Source organism: Xanthomonas sp. MLO165 (assembly GCF_018831305.1).
Taxonomy (GTDB): Bacteria; Pseudomonadota; Gammaproteobacteria; order Xanthomonadales; family Xanthomonadaceae; genus Xanthomonas; species Xanthomonas arboricola.
Genome location: NZ_CP029263.1, coordinates 3,721,175 through 3,734,953 on the forward strand (window position 1 = coordinate 3,721,175; position 13,779 = coordinate 3,734,953).

The window sequence follows — 13,779 nt, forward strand, 5'->3', positions numbered from 1 at the left end:
CGGGCGGGTGCGACCGGTGCCCGGTGCGGCATGGACCACGCGTACACGCCTGCTTTGAGCGCGACGCCGACAGCCACCTGACGACTGCTCGCCGCTTCTACTGCCGCCCCACGCTCTGCACCACATGCAGGCGCCGCAGCCGGCGCATCACTTCGGCCAGATGGCGGCGGTCGCGGACCTGGATGTTGAAGCGCAGCACCGCGGCGTTGAAATCGCGGTCCAGGTAATCCACGCGCTCGATATTGGACTGGCTCTGCGCAATCGCCGCAGCCAGCTGGGCCAGCACGCCGGTGCGGTTTTCCACCTCGACGATCAAGGCGGTGTCGTAGTCGCCACTGACGCTGGAATCCCAGTCGATCGGCACCCAGCGTTCGGGCGATTTGCGCAGCTCGGCCAGGTTGGGGCAGTCCAGGCGGTGCACCACGATGCCCTTGCCGGCGGTGTGGTAACCCATGATTTCGTCGCCGGGAATCGGCTGGCAACAGTTGGCGAAGCTGATCACGCCGCGCTCGCTGCCGTCGATCAGGATCTTTTCGTGCGAATGCTTGGAGTGGCCGCCACCGCGCAATTCGGCGTAGGCCATCAGCGCCTGCGCTGCCTGGGTCGGCATCCAGTTGCCCAGCGCCACGTCGGCCAGCAAGGCTTCCAGGCGTGGATAGCGGTGCTCGGTGAGGAAGGCGTCCAGGCGGCCCTTGGGCAGCCGCTCCAGCGAGCTGTCCATCGCTTCCAGCGCGCGATCGAGCATGCGGTGGCCGAGCTGCACGGCGTCTTCGTGTTCGAGCTGCTTGAGCTGGTGGCGGATCGCGGTACGCGCCTTGCTGCTGACCACAAACTCCAGCCACTGCGGCTTGGGCGTGGCCGAGCGCGCGGTGATGATTTCCACCGCCTGCCCGCTGACCAGCTTGGTGCGCAGCGGCACCAGCTTCTTGTCCACCCGCGAGGCGACTGCGCGGTTGCCCACGTCGGTGTGCACCGCATAGGCGAAATCCAGCGCGGTGGAGTTGCGCGGCAGCGCCAGGATCTTGCCCTTGGGCGTGAACAGATAGACCTCGTCCGGGAACAGGTCGACCTTGACGTTGTCCAGGAACTCCAGCGACGAGCCCGCCGCGCGCTGCGAATCGATCAGCTCCACGATCCAGTCGTGCGCGCGGCTCTGCGCGCTGTTGGGCGAGGCCGAGCCGACCTTGTAGGTCCAGTGCGCAGCCACCCCGCGTTCGGCGATCAGGTCCATCTCCTCGGTGCGGATCTGCACTTCGATCGGCGAGCCATACGGGCCAAACAACACGGTGTGCAGCGACTGATAGCCGTTGGCCTTGGGGATGGCGATGAAATCGCGGAAGCGCCCGTCCAGCGGCTTGAAGGTGGCATGCACCGCGCCCAGCGCGTGGTAGCAATCGGCCACCGAACGCACCACCAGGCGGAAGCCGAACACATCCATCACCTGGTCGAAGGACTTGTTCTCTTCGTGCATCTTGGAATAGATGCTCCAGGGCGTCTTGATGCGGCTGACCAGGCGATGCTCCAGCCCTTCCTTGGCCAGCCGCTGCGACAGCTGCACTTCCACCTGCGCCATCGATTCGCGCCGCACCACCGGCTGGCTGCGGATATGTTTTTCGATGATGGCGTGACGCCACGGATACAGCGCGCGGAAGCCCAGGTTCTGCAGCTCGGACTTGATCAGGCTCATGCCCAGGCGCTGGGCGATCGGCGCGTAGATTTCCAGCGTTTCGCGCGCGATGCGGCTGCGCGCCTCGCTGCTCTGCGCACCCAGCGTGCGCATGTTGTGCAGGCGGTCGGCCAGCTTGATCATGATCACGCGCAGGTCGCGCGACATCGCCAGCAGCATCTTGCGGAAGCTCTCCGCCGCCGCTTCCTGGCGGTCGCGGAACTTGAGCTTGTCCAGCTTGGTGACGCCATCGACCAGCTCGGCCACCGCTTCGCCGAATTCCGACGCCAGCTCTTCGCGGGTCAGCGGGGTGTCTTCGATGGTGTCGTGCAGGATCGCGGCGATCAGCGATTCCATGTCCAGGCCGAGCTCGGCGAGTACGCCGGCCACGGCCACCGGATGGGTGATGTACGGCTCGCCCGACTTGCGGGTCTGGCCGGCATGCGCGCTGGCGCCCACTTCCCAGGCACGGCGCAGGATCGGCAGCTGCTCCTTGGGAAGGTAGCTGGCTGCGCGTTCGAAGTGCAGGACGTAGTCGGGGATGGCCTGGTCGGAAGACGGAGACGTCACGACGGTCGCCTGGGCAGTGGGGCCTGGGTTCATGCCGGAAGACTATGCCAGCAGCGCAGTCACGGCAAACGTTTGCACACCGCGGGCGACAACGCGGGCCTGAAACGAAAACAGCCCGCGCGTGGCGGGCTGTTCAGATCGATCGCAGCGATGCGAACAATCAATCGTCGTTCTTGGACATGTCTTCGTCGGCAACCACTTCGGCAGCGGCCCATTCCAGCGCCTCGCGTTCGGCGCGCTCGCGCTCGGCCTTCTCGACTTCGTCGATCAGCGCATTGTCGATCCGGCGTGCGGCGATCTCGCGCAGTGCCATGACGGTGGGCTTGTCGCTGGCGTCGGCATTTTCGATCAACGGCTGCACGCCGTTGGCAAGCTGACGGGCGCGCTTGGACGCCATCATGACCAGCTCGAAACGGTTGTTCACGACTTCCAGGCAATCTTCTACGGTAATGCGGGCCATGCGGGCTCCCGGCGACCAGCAACGGCCGCGCATCGAATGAGGGAAAGGGGGCGGAGTGTACGCCCGGGCCGCCGTCACGGCAACCTGGGCCCATTCAGTTTCCTTTGGAATCAGGGATTTGAGCCGCTCAGTCCAGCAAGGCCCGGATCAACGCCGCATGCCGCTGCTGTTGCGCCTGCCGGCGCAGCCGGCTGGCGGTGAAGATCGCGCACATCTCCGAGACCGCGGTGTCGAAGGTCTCGTTGATGATGACGTAATCGAACTCCTCGAAATGCAGCATCTCTTCGCGGGCAGCGGCCAGACGCTGCGCCATCACGTCCTCGCTGTCCTGGCCGCGCTTGCGCATGCGCTCGTCCAGCGCCTGGCGCGACGGCGGCAGGATGAACACGCTGACCGCGTCGGGCACCTTCTGGCGCACCTGGCGCGCGCCCTGCCAGTCGATCTCCAGCAGCACGTCGTGACCGGCGGCCAGCTGCGGCTCCACCGACTGCCGCGCGGTGCCCTTCCAGTCGCCATGCACCAGCGCGTATTCGAAGAAGTCGCCGGCTTCGATCATGCCCTGGAACTCGTCGGCGGAGACGAAATGGTAGTGCTCGGCATGCCGTTCGCCCGGCCGCGGCGCGCGCGAGGTGAACGAGATCGACAAGGCGATCTTGGGATCACGCGCCAGGGTGGCGTTGACGATGCTGCTCTTGCCGGCGCCGGAAGGGGCCGCAACGATATAGAGGGTGCCGCGCATAGGGTCAGGGATTCGGGCTTGGGGAGTCGGGATTCGCGAACGGGCTGCGGACCGGTACCACCGGGGTCGATATGCTACCGGTATTGGCCGCGCCCCGCTGAAACCCGGGATGGCCGTCGACCAATCCCGAATCCCCAATCACCACTCCCGGCTACTCGATGTTCTGCACCTGCTCGCGGATCTGGTCGATCAGCACCTTCAGATCCACCGCAGCGTTGGAGGTGCGGCTGTCCACCGACTTGGAGCCGAGCGTATTGGCTTCGCGGTTGAATTCCTGCAGCAGGAAGTCCAGGCGGCGGCCGACCGGCTCGCGCTGCCTGAGCACGCGGCGGATCTCGGCGATGTGGCTGGACAGGCGGTCGAGCTCTTCGTCCACGTCCAGTTTCTGCAGCCACAGCACCAGTTCCTGCTCGGCGCGCCCCGGGTCCACCGGATGCGGCAGATCGGCCAGCCGGGCGGCCAGCTTGGCACGCTGCCCTTCGCGGATGACGGGAATCAGCGTACGCACCTCGGCGGCGATACGTTCGATCGCATCGACCCGCTCGCTGATCGCATCGGCCAGCTTGGCGCCTTCGCGCTCGCGCGCGGCGACGAAACTGTCCACCACCTCGTCCAGCAATGCCAGGGCCTGCGCCTGCAATGCCGGTGCGTCCACGTCCTGCACCTGCAGCACGCCGGGCAGCTGCAGCAGATCGGTGAAGCCGACCTGCAGCTTGGGGAACATGCCGTCAAGGCGCGTGGCCAGTGCGCCCAGTTCCTGCAGCAGCGATTCGTTCACGGCCAGGGTCTGCGCGTTGTCCGGCGCGCGCAGGCGCAGCGCCAGATCCAGCTTGCCGCGGCTGTTTTTCGCCGCCACGCGCTCGCGCAGCAGCGGCTCCAGCGCACGCAGTTCTTCGGGCAGGCGCACGCCCACTTCCAGAAACCGATGGTTGACCGAGCGCAGCTCGCAACCGAGCGTGCCCCAGGGCGTGATGCGTTCGCCACCAGCAAACGCGGTCATGCTTCGAATCATCGTCAGTCCCGTGCCTTCAAAGCGCGAATGGTACCCTAGCGGCCCGCGCTGGCTGACCGCCCCGCCACGCGCCGACCCAGACCCACCTCCCGACTTCCGGACTCATCGCATGACCTTTTCCCGTCCCAGCGGCCGCACGGCCGACCAGCTGCGCCCGGTGCGCATCGAACGCGCCTTCACCCGTCACGCCGAAGGCTCGGTGCTGGTCAGCTTCGGCGACACCCGCGTGCTGTGCACCGCCAGCGTGGAAAACCGCGTCCCCGGATTCCTGCGCGGCAAGGGCGAAGGCTGGGTGACCGCCGAATACGGCATGCTGCCGCGCTCCACCCACACCCGTTCCGATCGCGAGGCCGCACGTGGCAAGCAGGGCGGACGCACGCTGGAGATCCAGCGCCTGATCGGCCGCGCACTGCGCGCCTGCGTGGATCGCAATGCCCTGGGCGAGCGCACCATCACCCTGGACTGCGATGTGCTGCAGGCCGATGGCGGCACCCGCACCGCCGCAATCACCGGCGCCTACGTGGCGCTGGCCGATGCGGTGAACCTGCTGCTCAAGCGCGGCGACATCAAGAAGCACCCGCTGATCGGCGCCGTGGCCGCAGTGTCGGTGGGCATCTATCGCGGCGAGCCGGTGCTGGATCTGGACTACCCCGAAGACAGCGACTGCGACACCGACATGAATGTGGTGATGAATGACGGCGGCGGCTTCATCGAGCTGCAAGGCACTGCCGAAGGCCACGCCTTCCGCCGCGACGAACTCAATGCACTGCTCGCACTCGCCGAACAAGGCATGAGCGAACTGTTCGCCCTGCAACGCGCTGCACTGGCCGGATGAGCAGGCGCATCGCCCTGACCACCCTGTTGGTCGCCGATTACGACGCGGCGATCGCCTGGTACACCGGCGCGCTGGGCTTCCAGGTGCTGGAGGATCGCGCACTTGGCGACGGCAAGCGCTGGGTGGTGATCGGCCCGGGCAGCGCGCAGGACGCCGGCTTGCTGCTCGCGCAGCCGGCCGACGCCGCCCAGCGCGCGCGCATCGGCGACCAGACCGGGGGGCGGGTGGATCATTTTCTCTACACCGACGACTTCTGGCGCGACCACGCGGCGATGCAGGCGTTCGGGGTGGAATTCCTGGAAACCCCGCGCGAGGAACCGTACGGCACGGTCGTGGTGTTCCGCGATCTGTACGGCACCAAGTGGGACCTGCTGGAGCCCAAGCAATGAAACAACTGGTCCTGGCCAGCGGCAACGCCGGCAAGCTGGAAGAACTGCGCGCCATGCTCGCCGACCTGCCGCTGCGCATCGTGGCGCAAGGCGAGCTCGGCGTGGACGATGTGCCGGAAACCGGCCTGACCTTCGTCGAGAACGCCTTAATCAAGGCACGCCATGCCAGCGCGGTCACCGGCCTGCCGGCACTGGCCGACGACTCCGGCCTGATCGTCGATGCGCTCGGCGGCGCACCCGGCCTGTACAGCGCCCGCTATGCCGGCAGCCCGACCGATGCGCAGGCCAACAACGCCAAGCTGCTCGACGCCATGCGCGCCGTGCCGGCCGAGCGCCGCAGCGCGCGGTTTTACGCGGTGATCGTGCTGCTGCGTCACCCGGAAGATCCGCAGCCGCTGATTGCCGAAGGCAGCTGGGAAGGGGTGATCACCACCGAACCGCGCGGCACCGGCGGCTTTGGCTACAACCCGGTGTTCCTGGATCCGGTGCATGGCCTGACCGCTGCGGAGATGGATACCGCGCTGAAGAACCGGCTGAGTCACCGTGCGGTGGCGCTGGCCACGCTGCAGCACAAGCTGCACGCCCTGTCGCTGTGAACCATGGCCTGACGCAGTGCCCGACCTGATTCCACCGCCGCTGTCGCTTTACGTGCACCTGCCCTGGTGCGTGCGCAAATGCCCGTACTGCGATTTCAACTCGCATGCGGCCAAGGGCGTGCTGCCGTTCGAGGACTACGTGGATGCGTTGATCCGCGACCTGGATGCGGATCTGCCGCTGGTGTGGGGGCGCGTGGTGCATTCGGTGTTTTTCGGCGGCGGCACGCCGAGCCTGTTTCCGCCCGAAGCCATCGACAGATTCCTGCAAGCCGCCGCCGCGCGGCTGCGCTTTGCACCGAATCTGGAGATCACCCTGGAAACCAATCCAGGCACCGCCGAGCATGGCCGCTTCGACGGCTATCGCGCCGCCGGCGTGAACCGCTTGAGCTTCGGTGTGCAGACCTTCGACGATGTGGCGCTGCAGCGGCTGGGTCGCATCCACGACAGTGCCGAGGCCGAGCGTGCGATCAAGCTGGCGCAGGATGCCGGCTACGACAATTTCAATATCGACCTGATGTACGCGCTGCCCGAGCAGACCCTGGCACAGGCCGAGCGCGATCTCGAACGCGCTTTCGCGCTGCAGCCCACCCACATGTCGCATTACCAGCTCACGCTGGAGCCGAACACGGTGTTCTTCGCGCGGCCGCCCAAGGGCATTCCCGACGACGATGCGGCCTGGGACATGCAGGAGCATTGCCAGCGCCTGCTGGCCGAGGCCGGCTACGCGCAGTACGAAGTGAGCGCCTACGCCAGGCCCGGGCGGCAATGCGCGCACAACCTCAATTACTGGCGCTTCGGCGATTACCTGGGCATCGGCGCCGGGGCGCACGGCAAGATCAGTTCCGGCGCCGAACAGCATGTGCTGCGACGCTGGAAGCACAAGCACCCGCAGAGTTACCTGGCCAGCGCCGGCAGTGCGGCGTCGATCGGCGGCGACGAGATCGTGCCGCGCGAGCGGCTGCCGTTCGAATACATGCTCAACCTGCTGCGCCTGCACGAGGGCTTCGCCCTGCGCGACTTCGAAGTCTCCACCGGCCTGGACGCCTCGGTCATCGAGTTGCCTGTGGCGCGCGCGATTGCGCAAGGCTGGATGACCGCGCAGGACGGACGCGTGGTGCCGACCGAGCTGGGCCGCCGCTTCACCAATGACGTGGTCGAGCTGTTTCTGGCCTGATCGCGGCGATCGCGGCGCGGCACCGCAGCCAGCACGCCGCGCCATGATCGATAGCGCACACGACAGCATTGGCGCGCGGATCCAGCGAGCCGCGCCACGCGCGCCGTCCGCGTCCGGGTGGCGACCGAATCTGGCCAGGCACGTCTTGCGCCCGCGCGGTCGCTGCCCGGCGGAAAAACATGCTACATAGCTCACGCCTCGCACCGAGCCTGCCTCCCCCGGATGTCCACTCCCGCTTCCTCCCTGCAGCACACGCTCAGCGGCCCGATCGCCGATGCACCGGTTTCCGCGCGCGGGCGGCGCCTGCTCGCCGCGCTGCATGCGCATTGCGTACAGGCGCTCAGCGGGCCGCTGCGGCTGACCATCGTCGAGCTGGAACGCGAGCTGCTGCATCAGGCCGAGCATGCCCGCAACAGCCAGATCCAGGCCGAAACCTATGCGCAGACACGTGACCTGCGCGACCACATCGATCGGTTTCCGCAGGCGTTCCTGCAGCAGCTGGCGCAGGACCTGGCCACGCTGCGCGATCGCCCGTCGCTGATGCCAGCAGCCGATGCCTCAGCGCATCCGCAGATGCTCACCCTGGTGGAGGACACCGATATCGATCGCGATATCGTGCTCAGCGAGATTGCGCGCCGCGAAACCTCCCGCCGCGCCGATGCGCTGCAATTGCTGGCGCAGCGGGTGGCGGTGATCGGCGCGGTGGCCGAGTTCGAACTGGAAGCAGTGCCGCTGGGCCCGTACGCCTTGTGCCGCGTGCTGCGCCAGTGCGGCGAAACGCTGGGACTGAGCCTGGATGGGCAGCTGACGCTGTACCGCGTGTTCGAGCGTCAGGTCATCGAGCGTCTGAACGATCTGTACGAGCGCGCCAACGGCACGCTCGCGCAGGAGGGCATCCTGCCGGGGCTGATCTATCACCCGTACCTGGTCAAGCCCACCCAGGTGCAGACGCGGCGCGCACCGCCTGCAGCAGCCACCGCACCGAAAGACGCTGCGGCTGCCAGCGCGCGCGCGCTGCCGCCGCGCAACGGGCGGCCTGCAACCGGCTGGAGCGGGCAATCGGCACCGACACCGTGGCAGAGCGCCCTGCTGGATCCGCCCGCCATGCCGATGACACTGGCAGCGGCGACCGACGGTGAGCAGGCAGCACCTGCCCTGAGCGATGCAGTGCAGGCGCTCGGCGGCCTGATGTCGTCGGCGCGCCGGTCGCAGGCGGCGGGCAACGTAGGCGCAGCGGCGAATCAAAGCTCTGCAGATCACGGCGCAGCGCCTGCAAGCAGCGCCCAGGCAACACTCGAGAAACCATCTCCCCGGCTCGCCTCCTCGGCCGTGCCCAAGGCCGCCGTCAGCGACGCACTGGCCAGCCTGCAGGGTACGCTGGCGGCACAAGCAGCAGCGGCGGCGCAGCCCAGCGGCATCGATGCGGTGCAGCGCCAGTTGCTGGCCTTGCTGCGGGCGCAACACGGCCCCGACGCCGCGCTGTCGCTGCAGGACACCGACACCTTCGATCTGCTCGGCCTGCTCTACGCGCAGATGCAACGCGAAGTGCGCGGGCAGACCCCCGCGCAGGCCCTGCTCGCCAAGTTGCAGGTGCCGGTGGTGCGCGCGGCCTTGGCCGATACGCATTTCTTCGTGCGCGACCAGCACCCGGTGCGCGAATTGCTCAACACCGTGGCCGAGTCCGGCGCGGTCTGGCTGGGCGACGACGATGTCGACCCGCAGTTGCTGCACAAGCTGGGCAGCGCGGTGGACCGGATCGTCAACGACTACCAGGGCGACGAGGCCGTGTTCGCCGCGGCCAACGCCGATATCCAGGCGCATCTGCGCGCCTTGGCGCGCAAGGCCGACCTCGCCGAGCGCCGCCATGTGGATGCGGCGCGTGGCAAGGAGCGGCTGGAGTCGGCCAAGCAGCAGGCCGAGGCGCGCATCGAGCAGCTGTGCGAGCAGAGCGTCCCGCCGCGCTTCGTGCAGGCGCTGCTGCGTCAGGCATGGTCGGACGTGCTGACGCTGACGCTGCTGCGCCAGGGCGAGCAATCGCCCGAATGGGACGAGCGCCAGGCCCTGACCGCGCGCATTGCCGAAGTCACCTGCCGCAGCAAGGGGCAACCTGCCGACATCGCGCTCGGCAGCGAGATCGAAACCGCGCTGCTGCAGGTCGGCTATCACCACGATGAAGCGGCGGCGATTGCGCGGCGCCTGTCCACGCCCGGCGGCGAGGACGAGACGACCTCGCGCACCGAGCTCGCCACCAGGCTCAAGGCGCGCACGCGGCTGGGCGACCAGGGCGACAGCACACCGCGCAAGGACATCGCCGGCCCGCGTTCGCCGGCCGAAGAGGCCTGCTACACGCAGCTGCGCAGCCTGCCGTTCGGCAGCTGGTTCGAGTTCGTGATCAACCAGCAGGGCGACCTGCGTCGGCAACGGCTGTCCTGGTACAGCCCGATGACCGGCAACGCGCTGTTCGTCAATCAACGTGGGCAAAAGGTCGCCGAGCACTCGCTGGATGGCCTGTCGCGGCTGATGGCCGGCGGCCAGGCGCGCCTGCTGGTCGAAGAGAAATCGCGGCTGATCGACCGCGCCTGGCATGCCACCGTGCGCACGCTGCGCAGCCTGGCCGGTCAGGCGCCCATTGCAGAGGTCAACCCATGATCCAGGACACCCGCCGCGCACCGCGCCGCCAGCCGTCCGACCTGATACCGGTGACCGACATGCTCAGCGAGGCGCAGATCGGCCGGGTCGGCAATGTCTCGGAAACCGGCATGCTGCTGCTGGCCTCGGTTCCGCTGCACGACGACGCCCTGTACCAGCTGCGCTTCAGCCTGCCCGAGCGCATCGGCCGCGCCACCGAGATCGATGTCGGCGTGCATCTGTTGTGGAGCGAAGCCGCGCACGCACCCGGGCAGGCCTGGGCCGGCTTCCGCTTCCTGACCATGTCCGAGCCGCATCGCCAACGCCTGCGCGCCTGGATCGCCGAAGAACACATGCTGGGCTGAAGGACAGCATCACCACGATTACGGCAAAATCGCGACCTGTCCTTGCATCGCCGATCGAGCCCCGCATGCCCCAGCCGTCCTTGAGCCACCTGTATTCCGACCACCTGCGCACGCTGACCGCGCGCGCCGACGAGGCGCTGCAGCGCGGCGGCTTCGACCACCTGGTGGTGCCCAGCGGCAGCCTGCATTACCAGGTGTTCGACGACCGCGACTATCCCTATGCGGTCAATCCGCAGTTCAAGGCGTGGGTGCCGCTGACGCGGGTGCCCAACAGCTGGCTGGTCTACACCCCGGGCAAGCGCCCGACGCTGATCTTCTGCCAGCCGTTGGACTATTGGCATGTGGTGCCCGAGGCGCCCAGCGGCTGGTGGGTGGAGCACTGCGACATCCACATCATCCGCACCCCGGACCAGGCCCTGGCGCTGCTGCCCAGGCAGACCGACCGTTGCGCCATCCTGGGCGAGGCGCAGAGCGCGCTAGGTGCGTATGTGCCCAACAATCCGCAGCCGGTGCTCGATTACCTGGACTACCAGCGGGCGTTCAAGACGCCGTACGAACTGGCCTTGCTGCGCATCGCCCAGCAGCTGGCAGTGCGCGGCCATCGCGCCGCCGAAGCGGCCTTCCGCGCCGGCCAGAGCGAGTTCGGCATCCATATGGCTTACTGCGCCGCCGTCGGTCAGGACGCCAACGAACTGCCCTACGGCAACATCATCGCGCTCAACGAGCACGGCGCGGTGCTGCACTACACCGAACTCGGCCAGCAGCCGCCGCAGCCGCTGCGCAGCTTCCTGATCGATGCCGGTGCTTCGGCCTACGGCTATGCCAGCGACATCACCCGCACCTATGCCGCCGACCCCGGCAGCGAATTCCAGGCCCTGATCGATGCGGTGGATGCCGCGCAGATCCGCATGGGCCAGGGCGTGCGCAGCGGCGTGGATTACAAGCAGTTGCACGTGGATGCGCATCTGGCCCTGATGGGCATCCTCAAGGACTTCGGCATCCTCACCGTGTCGCCGGAAGCCGCGCTCGCCACCGGCGTCAGCGCCGCATTCTTCCCGCACGGGCTGGGCCATCTGATCGGCCTGCAGGTGCACGACGTGGCAGGCTTTGCGGCCAGCGACCGCGGCGGCCGCATCGAGCGCCCCGCCGGCCACCCGTATCTGCGCCTGACCCGCGTGCTGGAACCGGGCATGGTGGTCACCATCGAACCGGGCGTGTACTTCATCGACATGCTGCTGGACGAAGTGAAGAAGAACGGCCACGCCGCCAGCGTCGACTGGGCGCGCGTTGCACAGTTCAAACCCTACGGCGGCATCCGTATCGAAGACGAGGTGGTGTGCACCGATGGCGCGCCCGAAAATCTGACCCGCCCGGTGTTTGCCGCCCCTTGAATCATTCCGCACCGCACGGAGCATTGCCATGAACGATCCACGCCAGTCCTCGCACCCCGACCATCCGATGTATCAACAGATCCAGCGCGGCGTGCATGCAATCGATGCGGCACATGGACGCACACCCGACCAGACCAGCGACCGGCTCAGCGCCGCCCTGTTGCCCGTGGCCAAGGAAGGCGGCCTGTCGCGCGTGGATCATGTGCTGATGAGCGAGGCCAACAATCGCGGCGTACACGGTGGCGAAAACGTGTTTGTGGTGCAGGGCGACCCGGCCAATCCGGCGCATCTGCGCGCGCACATGAAGACCGAGCAGGCATTGAGCACGCCGGAAGCGCAGTCGTTCGCACGCGCACAGCAACTGGCGACGCCAGGCGAACAGGTCCAGCAGCCCGAACGCACCCAGACGCCCCAGCTGGGCCAGTAGAACGGCCCGCAGCACAACGGCCGGGCGCCTCATGCCTGCAAGGCGCCCGGCGCGGCCCGAGCGCCGCCGCCCTCAGCCGGATACGCCGCGCAATCTCAACCAAGCCGGCAATGCGCGGGTCGCGTGCAGGGCAATGCACCGATCCAGACCAGGACGGCTCATCGCGGCATGACCGCGCTATGCGCGCAACGCGTCGCGGTCCGCCATCTCCGCCTCGATCTCGTCGGCGCTGCGCGCCAGCGCATCGGTCAGCACCCGATGGCCGTCGGCGGTGATCAGCACATTGTCTTCGGTGCGGATGCCGATGCCGCGCCATCTGGCCTCCACCGTGGTGTCGTCGGCGGAGATGTAGAGCCCCGGCTCGATGGTGAACACCATGCCGGGCTCGAGCAGACGCGAGTCTCCAGCCAACCGGTAGTCGCCCACATCGTGCACATCCAGCCCCAGCCAGTGGCCGGTCTTGTGCCGATAGAAGCGCTTGTAATGGCCGTCGGCGATGTTGCGCTCCAGCTTGCCCTTGAGCAGGCCCAACTGCAGCAGCCCCTCGGTCAGGGTCTGCACCGCGGCCAGATGCCCGGCTTCGTAGGGCACGCCGGGGCGCGCCTGCGCCAGCGCGGCAGCCTGCGCAGCGCCGACCAGATCGTGCAGCGCACGCTGCGCGGGGGTGAAACGGCCGTTGACCGGAAAGGTGCGGGTGATATCGGCCGCGTAGCCACGGTACTCGGCGCCGGCATCAATCAGCACCAGCTCGCCATCGCGGCTGCGCGCATTGTTGGCACGGTAGTGCAGCACGCAGGCACTGCTGCCGGTGCCGACGATGCTGCCGTATGCCGGCCACGCATCGGCGGCGCGGAATGCGCACTCCACCTCGGCCTGCAGTTCGTACTCGTGCACACCCGGCCGCGCCAGCCGCATGGCGGCGCGATGCGCGCGCACGCTGATGTCGGCGGCGTGCTGCATCAAGGCGATTTCGTCGCGCGACTTGAACAGCCGCTGCTCGTGCAGCAGATGCCCGAGCTCGAGGAATTCGTGCGGCGGCTGCGCGCCGTGGCGCACCTGCTCGCGCACGCGCTTGAGCCAGCCGATCAGCTTGAGGTCGAAGTCGACATCGCGCCCGAAGTGGTAATAGACGCGGCTGCGCCCTTCCAGCAGGCCCGGCAGGATCTCGTCGACATCGTCGATGGGGTACGCATCGTCCATGCCGTAGCGCTCCACCGCGCCTTCCTGGCCCTCGCGCGGGCCATCCCAGGCCTCGCGCTCGGCATCGCGCTCGCGGCAGAACAGGATCGCCTCGCCATGCTTGCGGCCCGGCACCAGCACCAGCACCGCTTCCGGCTCGGGGAAACCGCTCAGATACCAGAAATCCGAATCCTGCCGATACGGGTAGTGGGTGTCGTGGCTGCGCACCCGCTCGGGCGCCGCCGGCAGGATCAGGATGGCCTGATCGCCGGCCATCTGCATCAGCTGCTTGCGCCGACGCGCGTACTCGGCCGCGCCGATCCCGGTGAGTTTTTTCATGGCGGTCGT

13 protein-coding genes are annotated in these 13,779 nt (G+C 67.8%); 8 read left to right on the top strand and 5 right to left on the bottom strand.

Translation table 11 applies throughout. From position 1 onward, the window contains the following. Positions 1 to 97: 97 nt before the first annotated feature. From DGN21_RS15610 to DGN21_RS15625, 4 genes are all read right to left on the bottom strand, one after another. Positions 98 to 2,269, bottom strand: a complete 2,172-nt coding sequence (locus tag DGN21_RS15610) for a bifunctional (p)ppGpp synthetase/guanosine-3',5'-bis(diphosphate) 3'-pyrophosphohydrolase (protein ID WP_024938122.1) — start codon at positions 2,267 to 2,269, stop codon at positions 98 to 100. Between the two features lie 127 nt (positions 2,270 to 2,396). Further along, entirely contained in the window at positions 2,397 to 2,696 is a 300-nt protein-coding gene (gene rpoZ / locus DGN21_RS15615) for a DNA-directed RNA polymerase subunit omega (protein WP_002812428.1), read from the bottom strand. Positions 2,697 to 2,823: 127 nt separating this feature from the next. Beyond that, positions 2,824 to 3,435: a guanylate kinase gene (gene gmk / locus DGN21_RS15620; protein ID WP_016903572.1), complete on the bottom strand. Its 612-nt coding sequence runs from the start codon at positions 3,433 to 3,435 to the stop codon at positions 2,824 to 2,826. A gap of 151 nt (positions 3,436 to 3,586) precedes the next feature. Continuing rightward, complete coding sequence (locus DGN21_RS15625; RefSeq protein ID WP_046344146.1) at positions 3,587 to 4,447, bottom strand: YicC/YloC family endoribonuclease; 861 nt, start codon at positions 4,445 to 4,447, stop codon at positions 3,587 to 3,589. A gap of 109 nt (positions 4,448 to 4,556) precedes the next feature. Here DGN21_RS15625 and rph point away from each other — a divergent pair, with 109 nt between their 5' ends. The 8 genes from rph to DGN21_RS15665 all read left to right on the top strand — a co-directional run bounded on the left by rph (position 4,557) and on the right by DGN21_RS15665 (position 12,252). Beyond that, positions 4,557 to 5,282, top strand: a complete 726-nt coding sequence (gene rph, locus DGN21_RS15630; protein ID WP_024938119.1) for a ribonuclease PH — start codon at positions 4,557 to 4,559, stop codon at positions 5,280 to 5,282. After that, entirely contained in the window at positions 5,279 to 5,671 is a 393-nt protein-coding gene (locus tag DGN21_RS15635; protein ID WP_016903569.1) for a VOC family protein, read from the top strand. Before rph ends, DGN21_RS15635 begins: the two co-directional genes overlap by 4 nt. Then, positions 5,668 to 6,267, top strand: a complete 600-nt coding sequence (gene rdgB, locus DGN21_RS15640) for an RdgB/HAM1 family non-canonical purine NTP pyrophosphatase (RefSeq protein WP_016903568.1) — start codon at positions 5,668 to 5,670, stop codon at positions 6,265 to 6,267. The genes DGN21_RS15635 and rdgB overlap by 4 nt, the downstream gene beginning before the upstream one ends. 16 nt (positions 6,268 to 6,283) lie before the next feature. Then, positions 6,284 to 7,441 (top strand): radical SAM family heme chaperone HemW, encoded by a 1,158-nt coding sequence (gene hemW, locus DGN21_RS15645; RefSeq protein ID WP_126966765.1) that lies wholly within the window; start codon positions 6,284 to 6,286, stop codon positions 7,439 to 7,441. Between the two features lie 222 nt (positions 7,442 to 7,663). Then, positions 7,664 to 10,090, top strand: a complete 2,427-nt coding sequence (locus DGN21_RS15650) for a DUF1631 domain-containing protein (RefSeq protein WP_184577553.1) — start codon at positions 7,664 to 7,666, stop codon at positions 10,088 to 10,090. Next, positions 10,087 to 10,434, top strand: a complete 348-nt coding sequence (locus DGN21_RS15655; RefSeq protein ID WP_046344154.1) for a PilZ domain-containing protein — start codon at positions 10,087 to 10,089, stop codon at positions 10,432 to 10,434. Before DGN21_RS15650 ends, DGN21_RS15655 begins: the two co-directional genes overlap by 4 nt. Before the next feature lie 65 nt (positions 10,435 to 10,499). Beyond that, positions 10,500 to 11,825 carry a Xaa-Pro dipeptidase gene (gene pepQ / locus DGN21_RS15660; RefSeq protein ID WP_184577550.1) on the top strand — a complete coding sequence of 442 codons (1,326 nt, stop codon included), beginning with the start codon at positions 10,500 to 10,502 and terminating at the stop codon, positions 11,823 to 11,825. 28 nt (positions 11,826 to 11,853) lie between these two features. Next, positions 11,854 to 12,252 carry an XVIPCD domain-containing protein gene (locus DGN21_RS15665; RefSeq protein ID WP_184577547.1) on the top strand — a complete coding sequence of 133 codons (399 nt, stop codon included), beginning with the start codon at positions 11,854 to 11,856 and terminating at the stop codon, positions 12,250 to 12,252. 177 nt (positions 12,253 to 12,429) lie between these two features. On the opposite strand, the gene DGN21_RS15670 is transcribed toward DGN21_RS15665, so the two are convergent. Further along, positions 12,430 to 13,770: an aminopeptidase P N-terminal domain-containing protein gene (locus DGN21_RS15670; RefSeq protein WP_215824986.1), complete on the bottom strand. Its 1,341-nt coding sequence runs from the start codon at positions 13,768 to 13,770 to the stop codon at positions 12,430 to 12,432. Between the last annotated feature and the right edge of the window lie 9 nt (positions 13,771 to 13,779).